Annotated in this window: 25 protein-coding genes, 1 pseudogene and 1 other annotated feature; of the genes and pseudogenes, 16 read left to right on the forward strand and 10 right to left on the reverse strand. The window is 34.5% G+C overall.

Annotation, left to right across the window (positions count from 1 at the left end; genetic code table 11):
• Positions 1 to 25 precede the first annotated feature (25 nt).
• On the reverse strand, positions 26 to 208 hold the full coding sequence (locus OB_RS02130; protein ID WP_011064786.1) for a hypothetical protein: 183 nt from the start codon (positions 206 to 208) through the stop codon (positions 26 to 28).
• Positions 209 to 337: 129 nt separating this feature from the next.
• Here OB_RS02130 and OB_RS02135 point away from each other — a divergent pair, with 129 nt between their 5' ends.
• The 7 genes from OB_RS02135 to OB_RS02165 all read left to right on the forward strand — a co-directional run bounded on the left by OB_RS02135 (position 338) and on the right by OB_RS02165 (position 7,105).
• Positions 338 to 1,102 (forward strand): MerR family transcriptional regulator, encoded by a 765-nt coding sequence (locus OB_RS02135; RefSeq protein ID WP_011064787.1) that lies wholly within the window; start codon positions 338 to 340, stop codon positions 1,100 to 1,102.
• A 174-nt stretch (positions 1,103 to 1,276) separates the two neighbouring features.
• Positions 1,277 to 1,921, forward strand: coding sequence for a hypothetical protein (locus OB_RS02140; RefSeq protein ID WP_011064788.1), 645 nt, complete (start codon positions 1,277 to 1,279; stop codon positions 1,919 to 1,921).
• A gap of 41 nt (positions 1,922 to 1,962) precedes the next feature.
• Entirely contained in the window at positions 1,963 to 2,442 is a 480-nt protein-coding gene (locus tag OB_RS02145; protein WP_011064789.1) for a nucleoside deaminase, read from the forward strand.
• A gap of 92 nt (positions 2,443 to 2,534) precedes the next feature.
• A complete protein-coding gene (locus tag OB_RS02150; protein WP_011064790.1) occupies positions 2,535 to 3,350 on the forward strand; it encodes an NUDIX hydrolase in 816 nt (271 codons plus the stop codon).
• A gap of 61 nt (positions 3,351 to 3,411) precedes the next feature.
• Positions 3,412 to 4,875 carry a nicotinate phosphoribosyltransferase gene (locus OB_RS02155; RefSeq protein WP_011064791.1) on the forward strand — a complete coding sequence of 488 codons (1,464 nt, stop codon included), beginning with the start codon at positions 3,412 to 3,414 and terminating at the stop codon, positions 4,873 to 4,875.
• 17 nt (positions 4,876 to 4,892) lie between these two features.
• Positions 4,893 to 5,720 (forward strand): ammonia-dependent NAD(+) synthetase, encoded by an 828-nt coding sequence (gene nadE, locus OB_RS02160; RefSeq protein WP_011064792.1) that lies wholly within the window; start codon positions 4,893 to 4,895, stop codon positions 5,718 to 5,720.
• A 251-nt stretch (positions 5,721 to 5,971) separates the two neighbouring features.
• Complete coding sequence (locus OB_RS02165) at positions 5,972 to 7,105, forward strand: CAP domain-containing protein (RefSeq protein ID WP_011064793.1); 1,134 nt, start codon at positions 5,972 to 5,974, stop codon at positions 7,103 to 7,105.
• Positions 7,106 to 7,329: 224 nt separating this feature from the next.
• On the opposite strand, the gene OB_RS02170 is transcribed toward OB_RS02165, so the two are convergent.
• A complete protein-coding gene (locus OB_RS02170) occupies positions 7,330 to 8,172 on the reverse strand; it encodes an aldo/keto reductase (protein WP_011064794.1) in 843 nt (280 codons plus the stop codon).
• A 657-nt stretch (positions 8,173 to 8,829) separates the two neighbouring features.
• On the opposite strand from OB_RS02170, the gene OB_RS02175 reads away from it, so the two are divergent.
• The 5 genes and pseudogenes from OB_RS02175 to OB_RS18035 form a co-directional block, all read left to right on the forward strand.
• Positions 8,830 to 9,150 carry a hypothetical protein gene (locus OB_RS02175; protein WP_011064795.1) on the forward strand — a complete coding sequence of 107 codons (321 nt, stop codon included), beginning with the start codon at positions 8,830 to 8,832 and terminating at the stop codon, positions 9,148 to 9,150.
• A 205-nt stretch (positions 9,151 to 9,355) separates the two neighbouring features.
• Entirely contained in the window at positions 9,356 to 9,472 is a 117-nt protein-coding gene (locus OB_RS18820; protein ID WP_379606266.1) for an RAxF-45 family protein, read from the forward strand.
• Positions 9,473 to 9,604: 132 nt separating this feature from the next.
• Positions 9,605 to 11,491, forward strand: a complete 1,887-nt coding sequence (abc-f, locus tag OB_RS02180) for a ribosomal protection-like ABC-F family protein (protein WP_011064796.1) — start codon at positions 9,605 to 9,607, stop codon at positions 11,489 to 11,491.
• 168 nt (positions 11,492 to 11,659) lie between these two features.
• The gene (locus tag OB_RS02185; RefSeq protein ID WP_011064797.1) at positions 11,660 to 12,811 is read left to right on the forward strand and encodes an AI-2E family transporter; all 1,152 of its coding nucleotides are present in this window, start codon (positions 11,660 to 11,662) and stop codon (positions 12,809 to 12,811) included.
• Positions 12,812 to 12,814: 3 nt separating this feature from the next.
• Positions 12,815 to 13,057, forward strand: a binding site (T-box leader).
• 52 nt (positions 13,058 to 13,109) lie between these two features.
• Positions 13,110 to 13,229: pseudogene (locus OB_RS18035) on the forward strand (class I tRNA ligase family protein); the annotation flags it as partial.
• 40 nt (positions 13,230 to 13,269) lie between these two features.
• On the opposite strand, the gene OB_RS02190 reads toward OB_RS18035, so the two are convergent.
• From OB_RS02190 to OB_RS02200, 3 genes are all read right to left on the reverse strand, one after another.
• Positions 13,270 to 14,166, reverse strand: coding sequence for a permease prefix domain 1-containing protein (locus OB_RS02190; RefSeq protein WP_011064799.1), 897 nt, complete (start codon positions 14,164 to 14,166; stop codon positions 13,270 to 13,272).
• A 2-nt stretch (positions 14,167 to 14,168) separates the two neighbouring features.
• Positions 14,169 to 14,504, reverse strand: a complete 336-nt coding sequence (locus OB_RS02195) for a PadR family transcriptional regulator (RefSeq protein ID WP_011064800.1) — start codon at positions 14,502 to 14,504, stop codon at positions 14,169 to 14,171.
• 149 nt (positions 14,505 to 14,653) lie between these two features.
• Entirely contained in the window at positions 14,654 to 15,394 is a 741-nt protein-coding gene (locus tag OB_RS02200; RefSeq protein WP_011064801.1) for a TspO/MBR family protein, read from the reverse strand.
• Between the two features lie 125 nt (positions 15,395 to 15,519).
• Between OB_RS02200 and OB_RS02205 the strand changes: the two genes are divergently transcribed.
• Together OB_RS02205 and OB_RS02210 are read left to right on the forward strand one after the other, a co-directional pair.
• Positions 15,520 to 16,581: an AbrB family transcriptional regulator gene (locus OB_RS02205; RefSeq protein ID WP_050750203.1), complete on the forward strand. Its 1,062-nt coding sequence runs from the start codon at positions 15,520 to 15,522 to the stop codon at positions 16,579 to 16,581.
• Entirely contained in the window at positions 16,582 to 17,427 is an 846-nt protein-coding gene (locus tag OB_RS02210; RefSeq protein ID WP_011064803.1) for a DUF72 domain-containing protein, read from the forward strand.
• Positions 17,428 to 17,588: 161 nt separating this feature from the next.
• Here OB_RS02210 and OB_RS02215 read toward each other — a convergent pair whose 3' ends face one another.
• The 3 genes from OB_RS02215 to OB_RS02225 form a co-directional block, all read right to left on the reverse strand.
• Positions 17,589 to 17,963, reverse strand: a complete 375-nt coding sequence (locus OB_RS02215) for a DUF1992 domain-containing protein (protein WP_011064804.1) — start codon at positions 17,961 to 17,963, stop codon at positions 17,589 to 17,591.
• Between the two features lie 54 nt (positions 17,964 to 18,017).
• The gene (locus tag OB_RS02220; protein WP_011064805.1) at positions 18,018 to 18,437 is read right to left on the reverse strand and encodes a YugN family protein; all 420 of its coding nucleotides are present in this window, start codon (positions 18,435 to 18,437) and stop codon (positions 18,018 to 18,020) included.
• Positions 18,438 to 18,603: 166 nt separating this feature from the next.
• Positions 18,604 to 20,121: a BCCT family transporter gene (locus OB_RS02225; protein WP_011064806.1), complete on the reverse strand. Its 1,518-nt coding sequence runs from the start codon at positions 20,119 to 20,121 to the stop codon at positions 18,604 to 18,606.
• Between the two features lie 201 nt (positions 20,122 to 20,322).
• Here OB_RS02225 and OB_RS02230 point away from each other — a divergent pair, with 201 nt between their 5' ends.
• Positions 20,323 to 20,925, forward strand: a complete 603-nt coding sequence (locus OB_RS02230; RefSeq protein ID WP_011064807.1) for an SAM-dependent methyltransferase — start codon at positions 20,323 to 20,325, stop codon at positions 20,923 to 20,925.
• On the opposite strand, the gene OB_RS02235 is transcribed toward OB_RS02230, so the two are convergent.
• On the reverse strand, positions 20,926 to 22,200 hold the full coding sequence (locus OB_RS02235) for an MFS transporter (RefSeq protein WP_011064808.1): 1,275 nt from the start codon (positions 22,198 to 22,200) through the stop codon (positions 20,926 to 20,928).
• 168 nt (positions 22,201 to 22,368) lie between these two features.
• Between OB_RS02235 and OB_RS02240 the strand changes: the two genes are divergently transcribed.
• Positions 22,369 to 22,767, forward strand: coding sequence for a VOC family protein (locus OB_RS02240; protein ID WP_011064809.1), 399 nt, complete (start codon positions 22,369 to 22,371; stop codon positions 22,765 to 22,767).
• An 88-nt stretch (positions 22,768 to 22,855) separates the two neighbouring features.
• Here the strand turns inward: OB_RS02240 and OB_RS02245 are convergent, their stop codons facing one another.
• A complete protein-coding gene (locus OB_RS02245) occupies positions 22,856 to 23,857 on the reverse strand; it encodes an LLM class flavin-dependent oxidoreductase (RefSeq protein ID WP_011064810.1) in 1,002 nt (333 codons plus the stop codon).
• Positions 23,858 to 23,997 lie beyond the last annotated feature (140 nt).

The raw sequence follows: 23,997 nt of genomic DNA on the forward strand, positions 1-23,997 counted from the left end.
ATGAACAAGCCTGAAAACAACAGGCTTATTCCGTCTTTATCGAGAAATATACAATTAAGCCTATAGTTGTTGCTAGTAAAATAGCAAAAATAGAAACAAATAAGTATCCGACGGGTATTGATACGACAAAAAAGTCGATAATGAACAATAAGAATACTAATATAATAGAAACTGCATAGGCACTGAGTGTAACTTTTCGTTTATTCATGATGTGTCTCCCTTCGACTTGTCCTTAAGTTCTGTTTACCCGATGAACCTTTTCTTGAAACAACCAAAAAAATGTATTGACCTATACGCAGCGTAAACCTTTAAACTGAAATTATCAGGAGGTGATGAAGTGGATTATACCGTAAAGCAAATAGCAGACTTATCAGGTGTTAGTGCACGAACACTTCGATATTATGATCAAATTAATCTGCTTAAGCCAAAGATGGTAAATGATTCTGGATATCGCATTTATGGTGAGGAAGAAATTAATCGTCTGCAGCAAATACTCCTTTATCGATCCATGGGGATGAAGTTGGAGCAAATTCAATCTGTTCTCGATGATTCTACATTTGATATCCATATTGCTTTGGAAGAACACCGTAAACAACTACTGGCAAAACGGAAGCAAATTGACCACTTATTACTGACTGTCGATAAGACGATACGTTATCAAAAAGGAGAATTAAATATGTCGAATAACGAGAAGTTCGAAGGGTTTAAAAAAGAACAATTGGAAGAAAATGAGAAGATGTTTGGTGATGAAATCCGTCAAAAATATGGAGAAGAGGCAGTAAATGCTTCTAATCAACAATGGATGAATATGAGTGAGAAAGATTTTAAGAAGATGCAGGAAATAGAAGATGAATTGTTTATGACATTAGACCAATTAGATCAATCAAAAGATTTAGATTCCAAAGAAGCACAGCAAGCGTTTGACCTTCATAAGAATTGGTTATTGTATAGTTGGTCAGAGTATTCTGCTGAAGCACACAAAGGGTTAGCGGAAATGTATGCAGCAGATGATCGTTTTAGAAAGTATTATAACGACAAAGCGGGTAAGGAAATTGTAGATTTACTTCGCGACGTAATAGTGAAGTATGCGAACCAACAATAATTGATTATAAAGAGCCTCTAGTCATTGGTACTAGAGGCTTATAAAATTTTTAGAAACTTTTTTAGCGATGAATCGTAAAATAGTTGATAATTCTTTTAATGATGTAAGATGCAAAAGGTCGTGTGTATAATAAATTAGTATTTAAATTGTAGAATTAAATTTGGGGGGGCTATTGTGGAATTTATATTTACTTACCAATGGGAAATATTTATCGTAGCAGAAATCTTATCTGTGATAATGCTCTTGTTATTTGGAATAACAAGATATCTTCTAGATAGAAAACAGCTTAGCGCCATCTTTATAATTTTATTTTTAGTACTTCTTATTATGGAAGCTTTACTTGGTATTTGGGTTTATCAACAAACGGGAGAAATTTCTAACTTTCAAATCATTATTACACTATTTGTAGTTTATGCTTGTACATTTGGTATCACCGATTTTAAACGGTTAGATCGCTGGATGAGAAAGGTAATAGGAAAATGGAGAAGCAAAGAACTATTAACGGAAAGAGATAGAGAGATAATGGCAAAACAACAGAATCCAAAATATATTGCCAAAAAATATCGTTATTCTTCTATTATTCATCTTATTGTTTTTGCTTCTGTTCAATTCATTTTATGGATCTATGGACTAGGTGGTACGGAAAGTATATTGGATTATATCACCGACTTATCGTGGATTGAAAATGGTGACTATAGACAATCTCCATATGCGAACGAAACAGCATTTGGATTATCCATGGTTTGGGGGATTATTTTTATTATTGATTTTATTTATTCATGGTCGTATACGATCTTTCCAAGTAAAGAGGAGAAATAAATCTGATAATTTGGTAAACTAATATGAAGGGGGAAGATAGCATGCAAACAAATCCAAATCATCAGCTATTCATGTCAAAGGCTATTGAATTAGCAGTTAGTAATATCTCTCAAGGTGGGGGGCCTTTTGGAGCTGTGATTATAAAAGATAATAAAATAATTGCAGAAGGAACAAACCAAGTAACCAATTACAATGACCCAACTGCACATGCTGAAGTTCAAGCAATTCGCCAAGCTTGCGAGAAGCTTTCGACTTTTGAGTTGAAAGGCTGTACCCTTTATACGAGTTGTGAACCATGTCCAATGTGTTTAGGTGCAATCTATTGGGCAAGAGTTGATGCGGTATATTATGGAGCGAATCGAAAAGATGCCGCAAAGATTAATTTTGATGACGATTTAATCTATCAAGAAATTGACCTTCATCCTAGTTCCCGTAAACTACCTTTTATCACAATTCCTACAAACGATTCCTTACTTCCCTTTGAAACATGGGAAAAATATACAAATAAGACGCATTACTAGATGTCAAATATGAATTGACATCTTCTTTTTTTGGCGTATAATAATTAGTAATTATAAAATTACAAATTACTTCAAAAAATTGAGGTGAAGTTATGCCCAAATTCGATCAAAAACAAGCATTTTTACAACCGAATTCTTCAAAAAAATATATAACTCCAGATGGGTATACAAGTGATATTGCTGTCTTTACTATCGTATCGAATACGATTGTTGAGAATACAAGTAAACGAAAAGTACTACCAAAAAAATTATTAAAACTACTTTTAATTCGAAGGGTTGAAATAGACAAGCATGGAAATCCAAATGTTGAGGGTGGAAAGTGGGCGTTGCCTGGAGGCTTTGTGGACGCAAAACAGCAAGAGACAGCCCATGAATCAGCGATGAGAGAATTAGTAGAAGAAACGGGTGTTGATCAAGTATATCTAAAACATTTTGGAGTTTATGATGACTGGGGACGTGATCCAAGAGGGTGGATTATATCCAATGCGCACTACGCCATCGTTCCTGAAGGTAAATTAACTAATCGCAAAGCAGCAGACGATGCGGCTGAAGTGAGATTGGTTTCTATAGAAGAAGCGTTTGAATTACCATTAGCGTTTGATCATCGTCAAATTATTGATGACGCCTTAAAGCGAATTGAAAGAGATATGTTGAATACAGATATAGCGAAGAATTTTTTGTTACATGAATTTACATTATCAGAACTCCAAGGAGTATTACTTACGGTATCTAATCATCCGAAAATAGCAAATAAATCTGTTTTTTTCACAAAAGCACCGAAGCTTCCTTTTTTAGAAAAAGTTGTTGATGAAACTGGAAATTGGAAGAAAACAGAGCGGAATTCTTATCGACCATCGCAATTATATCGGTTTACGAATCAAGTAATTGTACCATCTATCTGGGAATAAATTGATTTTGCGCTTATGAATCCATAGAAAGTAGCGCATTCTATAATTTAGGAGGAAAACAATGAATTACATTGATGACAGCTTGGCATTACATACGGATTTATATCAAATTAATATGGCAGAAACATATTGGAATGACGATGTTCATAATAGGAAAGCAGTGTTTGATCTATATTTCCGCAGCCTTCCATTTGGAAACGGATATGGAGTGTATGCTGGTTTAGAACGGATAATCGAGTATATGAATAATTTTCGATTTACAGATGCAGATCTAACTTATTTAAAAGAGATTGGTTATCAAGATGACTTTATCGAATATTTAAAAAGTATACGCTTCACTGGTACGATTAAGTCAATGAAAGAAGGGGAAATCGTATTTGCCAATGAGCCGATTCTTCGTGTAGAGGCTAGTCTTGCTGAGGCGCAATTATTAGAAACAGCTTTATTAAATATTGTTAATTACCAAACGCTTATTGCTACCAAAGCATCGCGTATTCGCCAGCTTGTAGGAGATCAGCTTGTAATGGAATTTGGAACGAGAAGAGCGCAGGAAATGGATGCAGCAGTTTGGGGTACTCGCGCTGCATTTATTGGAGGCTTTAGTGCAACGAGTAATGTCCGTGCAGGCAAATTATTTGGTATTCCTGTCTCAGGAACCCATGCGCACTCGATGATTCAGGCGTATCGAGATGAATATAAAGCGTTTATGAAGTACGCCGAACGACACAAAGACTGTGTGTTTCTTGTTGATACATACGATACATTACGTTCAGGAGTTCCGAACGCTATTAAAGCTGCAAAAGAGCTAGGGGATAGTATTAATTTCCAAGGAATACGATTAGACAGCGGAGATTTAGCTTATTTATCAAAAGAAGCAAGAAGAATGCTTGATGAAGCTGGTTTTCCAGATGCAAAAATTTATGCATCGAATGATTTAGATGAATATACGATTGCAAGTCTTCTCGCACAGGGAGCGAAGATTGATGTGTGGGGAATTGGAACAAAGCTGATTACTGCGTATGATCAACCTGCACTAGGTGCAGTATATAAACTTGTGTCTATTGAAGATGAAAATGGGGATATGAAAGATACCATTAAATTATCAGGAAATCCAGAAAAAATGACAACACCTGCTATGAAAAAGGTTTACCGAATTATAAATAAGGAAAATCAACATAGTGAAGGAGATTATCTCACGCTGGAAAATGAGTATCCAAATGAACAAGAAGAAGTGATGTTATTCCATCCGGTGCATACTTACTATAAAAAGTTTGTTTCTAATTTTGAAGCTGTAAATCTCCATCATGATATTTTCATTGATGGACAACTTGTTTATGAATGTCCTGATTTGGCAGAGATTCAATTATTTACTGAAAATCAACTTAATTTATTCTGGGACGAGTATAAAAGAACAAACTATCCGGCTGAGTATCCGGTCGATTTAAGTGAAGCATTATGGAATAATAAGATGAATCATATTGAACGAGTGAAACAAGCAGTAAAAGATAAAATTAATAAACGATAAATTAAGGAGGAAAATGCATGAGTGATTTACAAAAAACGATCATTGAAGATTTGCATGTTGAACCTGAAATTGATCCGAAACAAGAAATTCGTACGCGAGTAGACTTTTTAAAATCATATTTAAAAAAGCATACATTCTCAACAGGATATGTATTAGGTATGTCTGGTGGACAAGACTCCACTTTGTTATCAAAGCTCACGCAAATCGCAGTAAATGAACTAAACGAGGAAAACTCTACAAATACATATCAGTTTATTGGTATGAAGTTACCCTATGGTGTTCAAAAAGATGCCGATGATGTGGATGATGCGATTAAGTTTGTTGAACCAAGTAAAGTATTGACAGTAAATATTAAAGAATCTGTAGATGCAAGTGTAAAAGCTTTAGATGGAGCAGGCGTGGAAATTAGTGATTTTCTAAAAGGAAATGAGAAAGCAAGAGAACGCATGAAAGCTCAATATAGTGTGGCAGGAGCATTTAACTGTTTTGTTTTAGGGACAGATCATGCAGCAGAAGCTGTAACAGGTTTTTATACAAAACATGGTGATGGCGCTTGTGATTTAGCACCTTTATTTGGTCTTAATAAACGCCAAGGTAAGCAGATGTTAGTCGCATTAAATTGTCCGGAGCATTTATATAATAAGAAACCTACTGCTGATCTGGAAGATGATCGACCAGCTTTACCAGATGAAGAAGCATTGGGAGTTACTTATGAACAAATTGATGAATTCTTAGAAGGAAAAGAGGTAGCAGAAGACAGTAAGCGAACAATTGAAGGTCATTATTTAAAAACCATGCATAAACGTGAAGGTGAAGTAACGTTATATGATCAATGGTGGAAATAAATTTAGCAAAGAATGAGTTGTTAGAAGCTCATTCTTTTTTCCTGCAGTAAAATAGTATGATTTTGTCTAAAAATGACTAGACTTAGAGTGAAAAATGAAGCTATGAGTTGCGTTATAGTTAACTCTAAGTTATAAAATAATATTATAAAAATGAATAATAGCTTTAATCTATTTAGATTACTAGAAACTTCGAATAAAAAGTAATTAACTAAATGAAAAACTAAAAGGTTGGGATAGAAATTATAAAGCGATTGTTTTTACTGCTGTTAATAATATTATTGGCTTTTTGGACAAAACCATATTGGGAAGATACTGTTCGTGAAATTATTCCTGAATCAGTCAGTGACACCTTTCATTCTGCAACGGATGATCTTACGAATCAAAATATTGATTATGAATTTGACTTTGACTTCGATAGAGTAAAAGATCAGGTTTCTATGCTTTACTCGTCCGTTATTGATTCTATTCAAAATGCAGAGCAAGAACCTCAGACAGAACCAGTAGAAAAGCCTGAATTGACAACTCCTGATGAACAATCATTTTCTGTTGGGAATGTAGAACTAGGAGATACAAAAGCCGTAGTCGAAGAGATGTATGGAGAACCCATGCGTGAAAATGCAAACGAGTATGGAGTACAATGGTCTACTTATCATGAAAATTATCAAAATTTTATGATGGTTGCATATGATGAGCAAGATGTAGTGCGAGGGTTATTTACTAATCAGGATTTAATTTCTTCACAGCATAATGTAGAATTAGGTGTTCCGAAAACCGTTGTAAATGAAGCACTTGGTGAGCCAGAGGAAGTAATTCGTAATGGTTGGTTTAACTATCAAATCAATAGCGAAGGTGAATATGATATCTATCACATGGATGGGAGTTATGTTACTGTTTTCTATGACATTCATGAAAACGATGAAATGACAGCTATTCAATTAATAGATGAGAACTTAGAGTCCTCAAAAAAAGCACTCTATACGCCTAGTAGTGAGTCATTAAAAGAAGGTTTTGAATATCAGTTATTTGACTTAACCAATGCTACTCGCGTAAACCATGGATTATCAGTATTAGAATGGAATGAAAATGTACGGGAAACTGCAAGGGATCACAGTACGGATATGGCAGAGAATCAATACTTTAGTCATACTAATCAAGAGGGGCAGTCACCTTTTGATCGAATGCGAGAAGATGAGATATCCTTTTTAAATGCTGGAGAAAATTTAGCCTATGGGCAGTTTAGTAGTATATTTGCTCATCAGGGTCTAATGAATTCGCAAGGTCACCGTGAGAATATCGTAAATAATAGATTTACCGAGTTAGGGATTGGTGTGGACTTTAACGACGACAATCAGCCGTTTTACACGGAGAATTTTTTAGATAAGTAATATTTTAATCGTTTGGTGTTACTAGCCAAGCGATTTTTTATTACATATTAGGAAAAGAGATTGGGAAAAAGAATATGAATGATATGTTTACAAAAACCCCCCATTAGATTGCCTCGTATCTAATGGGGGTTTTGTGACTACGCCTATGATGTAAGAGAAATAGTCTAATTTACGAATTCATGCCTTTCTAGATAAAAGGCATTTTAACCAAAAATGGTTATATCTTAAAACTCTTCATAAACTGCTGGGTCTTGATCTTTCATACGACCATCCACTTTTGATAGCTGATTAATAATAGACATTTCTTCATCAGATAATTCAAAATCAAAAATAGAAATGTTTTCGAGCTGTCTTGAAGGCGTTGCAGATTTAGGTATTGCAATCGCATCAAGTTGATAATGCCAACGTAAAATTATTTGAGATACCGTTCGGTTATGGTTCGAAGCGAGCTTTTGTAAAACAGGATGGTCTAATACATCATTTGTACGTGCCAATGGGCTCCAAGATTCGGTAGCGATTTGATGTTCTTGATGCCATTTACGCTGGTCTTCTTGGTTAAAGAAAGGATGTAATTCAATCTGGTTTATCGTTGGTAATTCCCCAGTTTCCTGTTTAAGTCGCTCTAAGTGTTCTGGTAAGAAATTACATACTCCGATAGAACGGATATATCCCCTGCGTTTGGCCTCAATTAAAGCTTGCCATGCTTCTACATATATATCTTGGATTGGATTTGGCCAGTGAATAAGATATAAGTCATAATAATCAAGGTTTGCTCGATATAAAGATTCTTGGATCGTAGTAACTGCTTTATCATAGTGATGATATCGACCTGGTAGTTTAGAAGTAATAAGCAGCTGTTCTCGAGGTGTGGAACTTCTTCTAACCGCCTCACCAACAGTTCCTTCATTCTCATAGTTATAGGCAGTGTCGATTAAACGATACCCATGATCAATGGCATTATTAATGGCTTGTACACCATCGTTACCATTTAAACGATAGGTTCCAAAACCTACTTTCGGAATGGTTAGTCCATCATGTAGTGTAACGTTTGGGATTTGATTTACCATGTAATCCTCTCCTTCCATATATAAACTATAGATTACGCTTGCATTATTAAAAATTCAAACCATTTGCATAAAAGTGAATTTGATTATAAAAGGGTGAAGCACGTTTTACTGTATTTAAATTAAACAAACGCTTACCGTTACATTTCGTCCAGGAGGTTCTCTAACTCCTACCCCTGTTACTACCATTCAAATTGACAATGTAACAGGTGTTCAATTCAAGCGACAGACGATCCTGAATCAGAAAGTGATATATTTGACTTTTTACTTTCTCTTGGTTTAACTTGCTTTGATGACGACGACTTCGATTGCAAGAAAAAGAAACTATGTTGTGAGGGAGAAATCTTAAACAATCTAAGGGCTGCACAAACTTTTGCGTTAGAGATTAACCTTCTTATCACCGGGTTGGATACACCAATTGAGAGTGTATTTGTATATAATATCTGTGACTACATTGCGTTTTTTGTAGATGATTTAATTGACCCGACTACAATTTATGCATTTTCCGTATGTGATATTGGTGGATACACTGTACCTTAATAGAAGTGTGAAAAAAGCTAACGAATATTCTAACCTGAAAGGGTTAAGCACCTTATGAACTTTCAAGGAAAACGAAGTATTTATAAAGAAAATTTAATTTATAGATGGAGGATTTAGATTATGGAAAATAATAAAAGTCATAAAAATCATTCATTTACGATTAAATCAAATGTGACTAGAAATAATTCTAATGACGAGGTAACTATCGAAGATGAAGAGCTAGAACAAGAGGTAGTCGATTATATTAAATCGACTGTTGAAGAGTTAAAAAATAGTTTAACTAAGAATAAAACTAGATTTAAATCGTTAATGGATCAAGGTATAACGAGGCACAAAGAAGCGTTTAAGGATTCTGTTAGAAATTCAAAAGATATTATTGAGCAAACCAACAAAAGTGTACAGAAAAAGGTTGATGAAGAACAAAGTGAGAACGAAGAATAGTAATCATATCAAAAGTTATAGGGATACTGTCAACATTCCACTAATTTCATACAAGAAACAAATTTTGACGAGAGTGAAGTCAATTTTTGGTATGTTAAAAAGGTTTGTTTCCATAGTATCCCTTGTTATTAAGTATTTTTTACAGTATAATCAAACTATTCGAAGAAATGAACGGAGGTGAGTAGAGATGTTTATTCATGATATAATGCGCGCAGAATGGATAGAATTCCTTTATTTTTGTCGTGCAAAATTTGCTGTAGTTGCTTACAACGGGATACGTATGCCCTTTTTTAGTAACTTAATAACAGCGAATGAACCATGAAAAAGCATCTCTACATGCATGTAAGAAGTAATTTATAAAATATGAATTTTTGCACAAAGAGACCCCTGCTGCTCTTTGTGCTTTTTTCTTCTTATTGTCATTAGAGGTGACAAGTAAAGGAGATATATATACATGATTGCGTGTAGTATACAAAATATTAAAAAGATGTACGGTGGAAATCTTATTTTTGAAAGAATTAGTCTGGAAATAAATGAAAATGAAAGAATAGGTATCGTTGGCAGAAATGGATCTGGAAAGTCGACGCTGCTCAGGTTGATGGCAAAGATAGAAGACCCCGATGAAGGTAAGATTCATTGGAGAAAGAATACCGAAGTGGGTTATTTAGAACAAATACAAGCCGAGATGAATGGATTAACAGTTTATCACGTATTGAAAAGTGCTTTTGAAACTTTAAACGATTTAGAAATACAAATGCAGGAATACGAGGAAAAGATGCAGGACACTTTAGAAAATGTATCCGATCTTGTTATCCAATATGGAGAGATTCAAGAACGTTTCTCTTTTTTAGGTGGCTATGAAAGAGATGCGCAAATCGAAAAAGTTTGCCGTGGGATAAATATAATTTCATTATTAGAGCTGACATTTCAACAACTAAGTGGAGGAGAAAAGACAAAGGTTGCTCTGGCAACAATCTTATTGAAACAACCCGATTTTCTATTGTTAGATGAACCAACCAATCATCTTGATATATCTGCGGTTGAATGGTTAGCTTCATTTCTAAATGATTATCCAGGAACAGTGGTTATCGTGTCTCATGATCGTTACTTCCTCGATGAAACAGTAACGAAAATTATTGATTTAGAAGATGGGGAAGCAGTTATGTATGAAACCAATTTTAGTAATCACATAAAGGAAAAGGAATCCAGGTTATTAAAAGAGTTCCAAGATTATCAAGAACAGCAAAAGAAAATTAAGAAAATGAGAGAGGCAATCAAACGACTACGTGAATGGGCGAATCGCGCTAATCCACCGAATGAAGGATTGCATAAACGTGCAAGAAATATGGAACGTGCTATAGAACGAATGGAAAAGATCGATAAACCACTACTTCATCGAAATAAGATGGGGTTAGATATAGAAACAGCAGATAGAAGTGGAAAAGACGTTGTTAGATTAGAAGACGTAAAGAAGCGTTTTGAAGAACATCTACTCTTTGAAAATGTTAATATGCACATTCGATATCAGGAGAGAGTAGCCATTATAGGAGAGAATGGAACAGGGAAATCTACGTTGATTAAGATATTATTACAATCTCAACAACCTGATGTTGGAACAGTTTATATCGGTAATAATGTGAAGATTGGTTATCTTTCACAGCATGTTTTCCAAGATATAAATCCAACTAAAACGGTGATAGAGGTTTTTCGAGAGCAGATCGCAGTTGAAGAAGGAAGAGCAAGATATATATTAGCACAATTCTTATTCTATGGATATGCGGTGTTTCGGAAAGTTTCAGAACTTAGTGGTGGAGAAAAGATGCGACTTCGATTAGCCCAACTAATGTATGAGGACATAAATACGCTCGTATTAGATGAACCGACCAACCATCTTGATATTGATTCACGAGAAGTATTAGAAGAAGCTTTAGAAAACTTTCAAGGAACGATAATTGCAGTAAGTCATGATCGATACTTTTTAGATAAGATATTTAGGCGTATATATTGGATAGAAGATAAAACGGTTTATGATTATGATGGAAATTATTCTTGGGCTAGAGAAAAAATGAATGATAACAGGATAAAAAGAAAAGAAATCTTGGATATTCGTAATAATTCTAAGCAGTATGCAACTATCTCTCAACCTATTATTCCTGTGCCATCAAAAAATAAAGAGCAGGAAAACCTATTGGAACAAATTGAAAAGTTAGAGCAAGAATTGGTAACTATCGAAGGAAAGATGGAGAAAACAATGGATGTTGATCAATTAATGGTGCTTCAAAAGAATAAAGAAGAGATAGAACAGTTATGGGAGCACTATTTTCTTTTAATAGAAGAGTAAATTTATAGTTAAAAAGGCAGGTAATGTAGGCTGTTCCTGTCTTTTTATGCTAGGATATAAGTAGGGGTTAAAAGTAGTCTATTATGGCAAGAATAGTTGTTATGTATAATTCTGTTAATTAACATTATTCTGTGTGTTATTGAATTTACTATAAAAGAAGGTGCCTGTTTGGAAATGCATGATAAAAAAATGGGGTTATTTAAGCGTTTTTTTCTTAACAATCGTTTTGTATTGTTTCTCACCGTTCTATTATTAATAGGATTAAATATACTTATATTCACGAATATATCTTTTGTTTTTACACCTTTTGTTGTATTAATAAAGACTGTGATATTACCATTAATATTGGCAGCAGTCGCTTTTTACTTATTAAATCCTATCGTGAACTATTTAGAGAAGAAAAAAATAAAACGTATTTATTCGATATTCGGTTTATATGTTATTATCATTGGAATCCTCACCGTGATAATTGTATCGGTTATTCCTGTTTTGCGGGAACAAATCATGAGTTTGATAGAAAATCTACCACCTTTTATTAGTGATATTGAGGATATGGTTGAGGATTTAATTGGCAGCCAAGTATTAAACCAATCTCAAATATTGAGTAATTTAAATATATCTAGTTTTGTTGAGCAAATCTCTAATAAATTACTAGATCTTGTTGATACTGCATTCTCGAATATTGGTGGAGTAATAGGAACGGTAACGGAAATTGTTTTAGCTATAGTTACGCTTCCATTCATACTTTTCTATTTATTAAAAGATGGAGATAAATTACCGGGATATTTCCTGAAATTCTTACCAGTTTCATTCCGTGATCAAACATATACCGTACTTAAAGAAATGAATAATCAAATCAGTGCTTATATACGCGGGCAAATTATTGTGGCTTTTTGTATCGGGGTCTTAATGTATATTGGGTTTATGATTATACAATTGGATTATGCTCCAGTATTAGCTTTAATTGCTGCATTTACAACTGTAGTGCCTTATATAGGTCCTGCAATTGCTATTACACCAGCATTAATCGTTGCAATTGTAACATCTCCATTTATGCTAATTAAATTAATCGCTGTTTGGACTATTGTGCAGCTGGTAGAAGGGAAATTTATTTCTCCGCAAATCATGGGTAGAAATTTACGTGTCCATCCAATTACCATTATCTTTATCATTTTAACTGCAGGTAATTTATTTGGTGTAGTTGGCATCTTGTTAGCAATACCGGGATATGCTATATTGAAAGTTATTACAACACATATATTTGAATTTATAAAACGACGAAGTAAGTTATATAATGAGGACAATGTTCCTCAGAGTTAAAATTTAAAGGCTACGAAAAGGAAAAGTATATGGGGTAAAGTTCAAAGAGAGCCTCTGTTGGTGAGATGAGGTAACGATATTCCATTGAAAAATGACCTTTGAGCTGCGCACCAAACACAAAAATGTTAGTAGGCTGCGACGAGAGTGCACTCGTTACAACGGCGCCAGTATAGATGTACTGATGGAGGCAAATTGTGAGAGCAATTTGTGAAAATAGGTGGTAACACGGGAAATCTCGTCCTAATCTGATATACAGATTAGGGCTTTTTTTATGTATATATAATGAGGAGTGGTAACTATGGGTATTTTTATTGGTGGGGCATGGCCATATGCAAACGGTTCTTTACATGTAGGGCACATTGCAAGTTTATTACCTGGAGATATTATAGCAAGGTATTATCGTCAGAAGGGAGAGAATGGGGAGATCGCGTCCACTCCCCACATAGTGAATATTTAACTTAGGGTTTCATTGGTCGTTTTTTGCTGGAGTGCATGGAAAACTCAATTAATATTTCAATAACTACTGCAAAAATAAATATAATCCAAGCATATTGAATTCCTGCTAGCATCCAGATAATAATAAATACTCCAATAGAACCGACCCACAGTGCTCCAGACAGCATGCCTCTTTTTGTAGCTTGTTCAGGGGTTTGATAAGTATTGGAATAGTACTCGGTCAATTGAGCTTCTTCTTCCATAACCCAAGGTTTTAATCGTTTTTTCTCCGTGAGTATTAAAAAACAAATTGCTAATAATGCAGGAAGTACAAATGGAATTAATATACCAATTACAGCGACTGGGTCGCTATTTTCCATAAAATATTGGGAAGTAGAAATCGTTGATCCAAAAAGAATGGATCCTAATGCTATAGCGTATATCAATGCACGTCCCTGATGCATAGGGTATTTTCTAGATGTTTCTGTTGTTAATGCTAAATAAACTAAAGCAGCTCCTGCTGGTACAATAAATGGTAGTATAGTGGAAATCGCATAAAATAAATTGTTCGTTGCAAAGAAGGTAATCATACTTGTGATTAAACCAAATAAAAGTACACCTGCTGCTAATGTATATGCAATCGCATAACCTGTAAGGAGTTTTGGTGTAGGATCTACATACATTTTACCTATCAATTCCTTGCGTTTTTCTTTACTAATATCATCAGCAATTTCGGTAATATTTCCTAGTTCAGATACAGCATTAGTAAAGGCGTCTTCCGTTGAATGACCTTTTTTCTGTAAATCATCAATACGATCTTGTAGATTCAAAATAATCTCTTCTTTAAAATCTTCTAATTCAGGTGTGGATTCATAGTTGTGAAACAAATTATTTACATATGATCGGATATCGGTATTCATGTTTACTCCTCCTCCAGAAGTTGATTAAGAATTTTTTGAGTGAATTCCCAGTCCACTTTGTTTTGTCGATAGCGTTCTTTCCCTGAATCAGTGATTCGATAATATTTTCTTCTTCCTCCTTGGCTTTCGTCTCCCCAATAAGCAATAATAAGACCGTCTTTTTCCAAACGCTTGTAGCTTGAATATAGGGTGGCTTCTTTTAATTGATATAGTCCGTCAGTTCTTTCTAAAATGGTTTTATATATTTCGTAGCCATAGTTGTCTTTGTTCATTAAAATGCCAAGGACAATCGTATCTGTATGTCCTCGTAATAAATCTGCAGAAACTCTACCTTTCATGAGTTTTTCTCCTTCCTCTACATCCATCGCTCAATAATTACTATGACAGTCAAAGTAATTATTAGTATTATCATATTACTATGACTGTCATAGTATGTCAACGAATAATGTATAACAAAAAAACCGCCATAAAGGCGGTTTTTCAAGAGTTAGTTAGCGTATTTAATTTTTTTCCATTGTTTTAGGTATAAGAACGAAATTATAATTAAGAAAATCATTAATATAATGGTTACAAAACTTAAGGTCCATTGATCTGAAAAATTTTTAACTGCAATTCCGCTCATTGACCATAGGAAAACAAGTAATATACTCCAATCACGTACCGAGAATAGTATAGCCATACTAATCAAGATAATTACGGTAAGTGCCAGGTAAGCAAGTAATAATTGTGTAGAATCAGTAACTTCCAACGTAGCAACACTGAAATAAATTATATTGGTTGTAAAAGCAACAATTAACCACCCAAAATAAATGGAGACCGGGATTATCATTGAATAACTTGCTCGTTGTTGGCGTTGGTAGGTATATAATATTAATACGGATACAAGATGTAAGCCAAGGATAATAAGTGCTACTCCATCAAATAAATAATGCCAAAATACAATCCAAAGTGCGTTAAAAATACATGTCGAGATAAATATCCACATTAACGTAGCAGTGACAGGTTGCTTGTGTAGGCTAATTCTTATTAACCAATAAAGTAACCCAATATAAATAACAGTCCAAATACTAAAGGTATAGCTTGCAGGTGTAAAATATACATTGTACATGTTGGATACTTCACCTGTGTTATATCCGTTCAATGGAATTATATTAGCTAATGCATTGACTGCAATCATAGCAAAGAAAACTATGTACATAGATATAAGCTGTGTTGTTCGTTTTTCCATCGTATCACTCCAAACTACTTTTCATATGTTTACCCAATTTTTAACAATTTTAATCATCATTGCTAAACCATTTAAGATTATAGGGAAGAGAGTTATAATGTAATAAAAAAGAAGAAGTGAACATCATGTATAGAACAATGACCATTACATTTATAGTTGGATTAATTGGAGCTTTTATATTTTCAGTTATAGGTTTGCCCATGCCGTGGTTATTAGGACCACTATTTTTTGTTTTAATTACTCAATTGAAAGCTCCGATTTCGTTAACATGGCATCCTTTCTTTAGAAATATAGGATTAGTTATAGCCGGTTATGTCATAGGATACGCATTTACACTGGAAGCATTACAGCAAATGATACATTTTTTTCCGTTAATGATAGCTATCAATGTATTATTTTTCCTTTTATTTCTAGTAATTAGTTTTGTATTATCTCGATTATCTAAGATGAATTTAGGTACTGCAATGACGTGCTGTGTCCCAGGTGGATTGCAACAAGTCATTGTATTTGCTGAAGAACAAAAAGAGATGGATGTAACACTAGTGACGTTTTATCATGTATTACGTGTACTTGTTATTGTTTCCATGGTTCCATTTATCGTATCCATTCAAGGACCAAATCTTCCGGTTGAAACTTCTCAAAGTGAAAAATATAGTTTCATCCTATTGGGGTTAATGATCGTAGCATATTTTGTCGGTATGTTGTTTAAATTAATTAAGGTGCCTACAGCTTATTTATTAGGACCAGTATTTTTTGTGATGGTATGTAATCTAGTCGGATGGCAAGTGCCAATGATGCCAGATTCTGCTCTACATATAGCTCAACTGTTTATTGGTATTTATATTGGTTTATTGCTAAAACGAGATAGCATTAAAAAGATGAACAAACAATGGATGTATGCATTGTTATCATGTGTGATCTTCGTTAGTTTTGCACTCGGTATTAGTTGGTTTGTAAAGCAAGCGTATTTTGACTTTTCTACAAGCTTTTTAAGTGTTGTTCCTGGCGGTTTAGATCAGATGGGTATTATTGCGGCTTCTGTACAAGCAGATGTCATGATTGTTACTGCATTTCAATTATTCCGGATTTTATTCTTATCAGCACTTGTGATTCCTTTTGTGCAATATGTGGTTAGAAACAAAAGGAGAAATTACCGAGCAGAACATGATAGCAAGGAGGTTAAATAGATGATTTATATTGGATTAACCGGTTGGGGAGATCATGATACTTTATATACAGCAGACTCAAAACCACAAGAAAAATTACAGGATTATAGTAGTCACTTTCCAATCGTGGAATTAGATGCTTCCTTCTACGCCATTCAGCCACATCGCAATATTGAAAAATGGATAAAAGAAACGCCAGAGAAGTTTCAATTTGTAGTAAAGGCATATCAAGGAATGACTGGTCATCAGCGTGGGGAAAGCCCATTTGAATCCAAGGAAGCTATGTTTGAGGCGTTTAAAGAATCAATGATTCCTTTTCAAAAAACAGGTAAATTAGCAACTGTATTATTTCAATTCCCGCCTTGGTTCGATTGTAAAAAAGAACATGTACAATATATTCGATATTGCAAAAAACAGATGGGGGATATACAGGTTGCGCTAGAGTTTAGGCATCAATCATGGTATAGCGATTCTTTTCGTGAACAAACAATTTCTTTTATGAAGGACGGGGGATGGATGCATTCTATTGCAGATGAACCTCAGGCTGGCAAAGGGTCAGTACCTTTTGTTCCAATTACTACACACCCTGATACAACAATTATTCGATTGCATGGACGGAATTTTCATGGTTGGACTAGATCTGGGAATGAAAACTGGCGAGAGGTCCGGTATCTCTATGACTATAACAAAGAAGAACTATTAACACTAGCGAATGAAGTGACTCAATTAAATAAGCCCAATCACGATGTAATAGTACTGTTCAATAATAACTCTGGAGGGCATGCTGCAAATAATGCAAAGCAATTACAGGAGATGTTGGGGATAGATTATCAAGGTTTGGCACCTAAACAATTAGATTTATTTTAGGTTTGTTCAAAAAGAGCACCCACAGGATGTGGTGATTTCTGCGTTGCCCACAGGACGTGGGCGATTTTAGCAGAAGGTCCTTCTGTTGGCTTTGTTGTTTAGTTCCTCACGTATTAACTACATACGTTTCGGTACGGGGAGCAGCGCCACCTTGAACACTTTTACGATATATTTTGATTGCTTCCGAAAAATTTTTGATATATTTTTTGAGCATATCTTTTAAATGTTTTTGATTTGTCTAGGTTTCGTTCTTTCGTAAATGATTGAAAGGCAGTTCTTTTATCTGCGTCTTTCTTTTCTATTTGATTTTCAGTTGCAATTAGTAATAAGTCTCGCTCAGATAAATGACTAGCGTTTTTTTCTTGTTCTTCATTAAGATAACCAGCTCTTTTTAAAATTCGCAAAGGCTGTTTCATTGATTCAGGAATGCCGGCAAACTCATCACGTACATCTAATTTTTTTCCTTTTCCAGGAAGATCATCAAATTCACCATTTTCGATCGATTCTTTAATCTTATCTTCAACGAAATGATACATAAGTACCCTCCTCTTCTTACTTCATAGTATGAAGTAAGGGGAGTAGTCATTCAACTATAAATTATTGTCAATATGCTGAATGATTTGTTGCACAGCATGCTCTCCATTTTTCTGCCAATAAGATTTATCATCAATTTCTCCATCTGCATCCACAGGTTTTTGGAATTGACTTAGGCCTGTAGCTGTTGCTAAGTCAGAGCCTTCTTTTTCTAATCCTGTATTTACTACATGATTAATAACGAATGGTGTATCAAACTCGAGCAGTGCATGATCACTGTCTAATTCACCACTTATCACATGAAAGGGGAGGCGTAAATAAATTGTCTCTGCTCCTTCACGAGAAAGTATTCCATCGAAATATCCTTCATCATATTGCCATGATCCAGAAAGGCTAAAACCTAGTTCTTTTAATCCTCCCTGTAATTTACCAAAATACGCTTGCTTTCCTTCAATACCTGTTTCTAATTGAATCATACTAATTCACCTCGTACTTCCATTTTAGTACTATTGTTGCCACTTCTAATGGAAACATACGGATATCGAAGCATAGAAAAAGTGAAGGCTGTAAAATTTGCCTTCACTTTTTCTATCTGATAAATATCGCTACCCTTTAAGAGGTAGAATCTTATGAAGTGAAGCTTTATGCTTCTTCATTTTTCTTTAATGATGTTTTCCTTTTTTTGATGTAAGCATCCTCTTTTAAGGCTTTATATAAAGAAATAACCATTAATATAATAACAAAGGAAAATGGTAATGCTGCAACAATAACTGTATTTTGCAGGGAGCTAAGTCCGCCTACATATAAAAGAATTAATGCTACCGCAGAAATAGATAAACCAAGTGCGACTTTCACAGAATTCGGGGGTGAAAGTGATCCTCCGGTTGACTGCATACCTAACACAAATGTCGCTGAATCCGCAGACGTGATAAAGAAAATAACCAATAAAAATATTGCCAGTAAAGAGATGATGGTTGATAAAGGTAGGTAATCAAACATATTAAATAAAACGAGTTCAGTTGGAAATTGAGTTAGGTCAACAATTCCTTGTTGCTGCATATCTCCTGCAGTAGTACCAAAAACAGTAAACCATGCAGAGATTACTAGAACCGGTACAATAATTACGCCAAAAATGAATTGACGAATGGTTCTCCCTCGAGATATACGTGCAACGAAGATACCTACGAATGGTGCCCAAGATATCCACCATGCCCAGTAGAATATTGTCCATATATCCAACCATGCTCGATTATCTGATGCTAGAGGAGCGGATCGGAAGCTCATCTGAATAAAATTTTGAAAATACAAGCCAATTGATTCGGAGAACATGTTAAATATTAATAATGTAGGACCGACGGCTAATACAAAGATAAAAAGTATTAAAGCAAGTATAAGATTAATGTTGGATAGAGTCTTAATTCCTTTATTTAACCCACTCCAAGCTGATATTATAAATAATACAGTAACAATTAATATGATAGTTGCCTGTACGCCGATATTAACTGGAAGATCAAATAGATGGGATAAGCCAGCATTAATCTGGATTGCACCTAAACCAAGAGATGTAGCCACTCCAACTACTGTTGCGAAGATCGCTAAAGCATCAATTGCTTTACCGAATCCCCCATTCATTCGATCGCCAAATAAAGGCTTTAATGTAACGGAGATAAGTCCAGGTTCATCTTTTCTGAATTGAAAGTATGCAATAGCAAGAGCGACGAGTCCATACATGGACCATCCATGTATTCCCCAATGAAAGAATGAATGCGATAAAGCTTCTTTAAATGCTTGTGCAGTCCCTGGTTCTGATAGAGGCGCATCAATCATAAAGTGAGCAAGTGGCTCCGATGCCCCGTAAAAGACTAAACCAATACCAATTCCCGCAGCGAACAACATAGCTACCCAAGAAATATTTGAAAAATCAGGACGATCGCTATCTTTCCCAAGGCGAATATTACCATAAGGACTAACAGCAATAAATAGTGCTACAGCAACTAAAACAGACATTAGTAATAAATAATACCAACCAAAAGTAGATGATACCCAAGCTTGAACGCTTTGTGAAATTTGTTCAAATTTCACTGGGAAAATGGCACCAAGTGCAACCATAATACCAACTAAAATAACTGCGAAATAAAAAACATTCGTGACCTTTTTCATGTGTTCCCCTTTCGTATGGAAGAGCGTAGTTAATAGATATAATAAACTACCCTTTTTTGAATATTTTTAAACTTTTCTTTTGAATTATGAACCGCGTACAAATAGTATGAAACGAAACTTATTTGCTATACAAAAACACGAATAAGAATAACTTATGCTATAGTAAAAAGTGAAAAAATCATTTATAAAAGGAAGTAACAGATGAAAGATTATCAATATGATAAATTTTTACATATACGTACACAACCTCAAAAACACTTAGATTATCCAGATGAAATACAATATAATCCTTATGAGCCAACTCCCTATGGTGCATTAGAAGAATTAAGTCATGTATATACACCTACAAATGGTTATCTTGTTGATTATGGATGTGGAAAAGGAAGGGTGAGTTTTTATTTTCATCATTATTTCAAGTTGGGGGTAAAAGGGGTTGAAATGGATGAGAATATAATTCAAATTGCGATCGATAATCATCATCGTTATCGTAAACATCATGGTGGTGAAAGTATAGAATTTAATTGCTGTCTTGCCGAGGAATATTTTGTATCCAAAGATGAATGTATCTTTTACTTTTTTAATCCATTTACGATTCATATATTTCGAAAAGTTATACAGAACATATTAACTTCTATAGAAACACATCCAAGAAATGTAGATATCATCATGTATTATCCACATCAAGAATATATTTATTTTCTGGAGGATTCTACACCATTTGAATGTGTTCAAGAAGTCCCTTACTCAATGTTATATGAAAATAATCCAGATGAGCGTTTTCTCATTTATCGTTTTACAGTTTAATTATATCGATAAAGTATTTTCTTCATTGATTACTGGTTCTTTAATTTGTTGGATATCCTTATCGAAGAAAACATATATTCCTGTACAGAAAATCCAAGCCCCTGAAAGAATAAATACAATGTTTACATGAAATGTGTCTGCCAACCAGCCACCGAGCAAAGAGCAAATAGGAATTAAAAATCCTGAAATGGCTCCAATAATTCCAAATACACGACCACGTACTTCATCATCGACCATTGTAATTAAGTAGGTATTGAATTTAATGTTTAAGGCGACAATGACGAAAGTAAATGAAAAGTATAAGGCAATTCCAATAACCGGAATACTTGTTAAGGTAAGGAGTATTAAAGTAATCCCGGCAACCAAAAAGGAGTAAGAGAAAATTTGTGCGACAGATAACTTTTCGGTTAATTTTGTAATCATCAAACCAACTATAATACTTGCGATGGATGCAGCTGCTGAAAAGAATCCGAACATGACAGCACCACCGTTATATTGAATTTGTACGAGTACTACGAATAAGGGAAGTACCATTGTACTTACATTTACAACCATAGCTAAGATGATAAGCTTAAAAACTTCCGTCTTCATCCGAAGATACTTATACCCATGAACTAATTCTTGAAGAAGCGATGTCTTGGTATTTGTCTTTATATCTTCTTTTGAGGCAGCAATAGCTACCTCATCTATGTTCGTAGGTCTTACTTTACTAGTAATTTCAACTAAAAACATAAGAATTAGGCTAGCAATTAAATAAATAAGTGAATGTGATAACATAACACCAACAAATCCAATAAGTGCTATGGCAAAACCGCTAATCGACGTACCGATCAACGTAGCTACTTGGCCTGATGAACTAATGAACCCATTTACTTTCAACAGATTTTTTTGCGAAACAATTCTTGGGAGTAATCGGTTCTTCGCTGGAGCAACAATAAACATTCCTACATCATGCAATATAAGTCCAACGTAGACTACAATTAAAAAATAATCAAAAAAGAAATGAAAACTAATCGCCATAAAAATTCCTACAGTTAGCATGACGAGAAATCCAATTTGCATAAATCGCTTCGGTTCAAATCGATCAGCGAACGTTCCGAGTAACGGACCAATCAATATTTGTGTTGCAAAAGTTAATGCTGTAATAATGGAAGCCAATAATGCCGATTGTGAGACTTCATAAACATACCAAAAAATTGCTATATCATACACGCTATCTGCTAATTGAGTTAAAAATTGGTTGGAAACAATTATCTTCATGTTTCGTTTTTTCATTATGAACCCCTCCGTTACCTTATCTATTTTTAGTTTAATGAGGAAAGTTATTTTTCTAAACGGTAACTGGATGGATTTCATCTAAGTCTAAAGACCGATATTGTAAACAATTGCTCCGTGCTATTTTTGATATAATAAAACAAAATTAAAATCGAAAGGTTGAGATTTATGGTAAAACAACAAGTTCATCCATTCTTAATGTTCGAAGGCAAAGCTGAAGAGGCAATTAATTTATACCAATCCGTATTCTCTGATGTCGATATTCCTTTTATAGAAAGATATGGTTCAGAAGTGGAAGGCATGGAGGGTAAAATATTACGAGCAGTGATTGTTATTAAGGGTCAAGAAATAATGTGTATGGATAGTTTCATTCAACATGATTTTTCTTTTACTCCATCGATGTCTCTTTTTGTTACTTGTGATGATGAACAAGAATTGCAGGATGTTTTTACGAAGTTTTCTCAAGAAGGGGAAATCCGTATGCCAATTGATAACCATGGATTTAGTAAACAGTTTGGCTGGGTGGAAGATAAATTCGGTGTTAACTGGCAATTAAATGTTGAATAATAAATAATTTAAATAAAACACCCCTTAGATGGATTAATATATATGTCCTATCTAAGGGGTGTTATTATTTCTAGAATATTCTTCTAAGCTAAGTTAATTGAAATTCTTTGGCGAGTAACTCAATTGCTGTTTTTCGATTCTCGATTCCAGGAATGTTAGGAATCAATATAACTTCATCACAGTTATATTTGGCAATCAGTTTTTGAATTTCTTCCTTTACGTAATTCGAGTCGCCTATTATAGCTCTCTTACGGATATTATTTATTTTTTGTTTTTCAAAAGGACTAAAATGTTTGTTAGAAGCTGTAAGGACGTTTGGGAAGAATGGCGGATTCTTAGCAGTCTCTAATGACGCCATCCATAAATCAAAGGATTTAGCTAGCTGTTCAGCTTCGTCTGTCGTTTTTCCGACAACGACAAATACAGCAATAGAAACAATTGGTTTTTCATGAAACAGAGATGGTTTAAATTGTTTTCGATACGTATTAACGATTTCGATTCCTACATCAAAAGGTTTAATAAAATGCGCGTATGTGAAAGCCGTACCAAGTTCCGCAGCAATTTTCGTACTTGAACCTCCTGCACCTAGCATCCACATTTCTGGTCTTGTGGCAGTCACTGGTGTAGCGATTAGTTTTTGGAAACGATGACTTGATTCTTTATCATCACTTATATACTTTTGGATATCTCTTACTTGTTGCTCATACGTTAATCGTTCTTCTTTTTCCTCATTTAAAGCATGGTTTACTAATCTTCCTCCTGTACTATTTCCAATACCCAAATCAATCCGATTAGGGTGAATTGCTTCCAAAGTGCGAAAAATCTCAGAAACTTTAAAGGGGCTATAATGAGGGAGCATAATTCCACCAGAACCGATCCGTATATTCTTCGTTTGTCCAGCTAGATGCATCATTAATAATTCAGGTGAACTACTGGCAATCGAAAGAGCATGATGCTGTTCCGGTACCCAAAAGCGATGATATCCCAAATCATCAGCGAGCTTTGCTAATTCTGTCGTGTCATGAATTGCATCTATAGCTGTTTTTCCTTCATCTATTAATAGATAATCTAAGATGTTTAGACGTGTCATTACTTTCTATCCTCCGTTCGTTATTTATTAATTATTATTTGCTTATACAATTTATTCTAAACGATGGAGGGGAAAGAGTAGAGTTATACGTTTACAACAAGTATGAGCTAGAAGAAAATCTATACTAACTTTGTTCGATT

The organism is Oceanobacillus iheyensis HTE831 (assembly GCF_000011245.1).
GTDB lineage: Bacteria > Bacillota > Bacilli > Bacillales > Amphibacillaceae > Oceanobacillus > Oceanobacillus iheyensis.

Bases quoted from the DNA above. Each gene is read 5' to 3' on its own strand.
- OB_RS02130 (WP_011064786.1), bottom strand. From the start codon at position 208: ATGAATAAACGAAAAGTTACACTCAGTGCCTATGCAGTTTCTATTATA.
- OB_RS02145 (WP_011064789.1), top strand. From the start codon at position 1,963: ATGCAAACAAATCCAAATCATCAGCTATTCATGTCAAAGGCTATTGAA.
- OB_RS02150 (WP_011064790.1), top strand. From the start codon at position 2,535: ATGCCCAAATTCGATCAAAAACAAGCATTTTTACAACCGAATTCTTCA.
- OB_RS02155 (WP_011064791.1), top strand. From the start codon at position 3,412: ATGAATTACATTGATGACAGCTTGGCATTACATACGGATTTATATCAA.
- nadE (WP_011064792.1), top strand. From the start codon at position 4,893: ATGAGTGATTTACAAAAAACGATCATTGAAGATTTGCATGTTGAACCT.
- OB_RS02170 (WP_011064794.1), bottom strand. From the start codon at position 8,172: ATGGTAAATCAAATCCCAAACGTTACACTACATGATGGACTAACCATT.
- OB_RS02175 (WP_011064795.1), top strand. From the start codon at position 8,830: ATGGAAAATAATAAAAGTCATAAAAATCATTCATTTACGATTAAATCA.
- OB_RS18820 (WP_379606266.1), top strand. From the start codon at position 9,356: ATGCGCGCAGAATGGATAGAATTCCTTTATTTTTGTCGTGCAAAATTT.
- abc-f (WP_011064796.1), top strand. From the start codon at position 9,605: ATGATTGCGTGTAGTATACAAAATATTAAAAAGATGTACGGTGGAAAT.
- OB_RS02190 (WP_011064799.1), bottom strand. From the start codon at position 14,166: ATGAATACCGATATCCGATCATATGTAAATAATTTGTTTCACAACTAT.
- OB_RS02195 (WP_011064800.1), bottom strand. From the start codon at position 14,504: ATGAAAGGTAGAGTTTCTGCAGATTTATTACGAGGACATACAGATACG.
- OB_RS02200 (WP_011064801.1), bottom strand. From the start codon at position 15,394: ATGGAAAAACGAACAACACAGCTTATATCTATGTACATAGTTTTCTTT.
- OB_RS02205 (WP_050750203.1), top strand. From the start codon at position 15,520: ATGTATAGAACAATGACCATTACATTTATAGTTGGATTAATTGGAGCT.
- OB_RS02210 (WP_011064803.1), top strand. From the start codon at position 16,582: ATGATTTATATTGGATTAACCGGTTGGGGAGATCATGATACTTTATAT.
- OB_RS02215 (WP_011064804.1), bottom strand. From the start codon at position 17,963: ATGTATCATTTCGTTGAAGATAAGATTAAAGAATCGATCGAAAATGGT.
- OB_RS02220 (WP_011064805.1), bottom strand. From the start codon at position 18,437: ATGATTCAATTAGAAACAGGTATTGAAGGAAAGCAAGCGTATTTTGGT.
- OB_RS02225 (WP_011064806.1), bottom strand. From the start codon at position 20,121: ATGAAAAAGGTCACGAATGTTTTTTATTTCGCAGTTATTTTAGTTGGT.
- OB_RS02230 (WP_011064807.1), top strand. From the start codon at position 20,323: ATGAAAGATTATCAATATGATAAATTTTTACATATACGTACACAACCT.
- OB_RS02235 (WP_011064808.1), bottom strand. From the start codon at position 22,200: ATGAAAAAACGAAACATGAAGATAATTGTTTCCAACCAATTTTTAACT.
- OB_RS02240 (WP_011064809.1), top strand. From the start codon at position 22,369: ATGGTAAAACAACAAGTTCATCCATTCTTAATGTTCGAAGGCAAAGCT.
- OB_RS02245 (WP_011064810.1), bottom strand. From the start codon at position 23,857: ATGACACGTCTAAACATCTTAGATTATCTATTAATAGATGAAGGAAAA.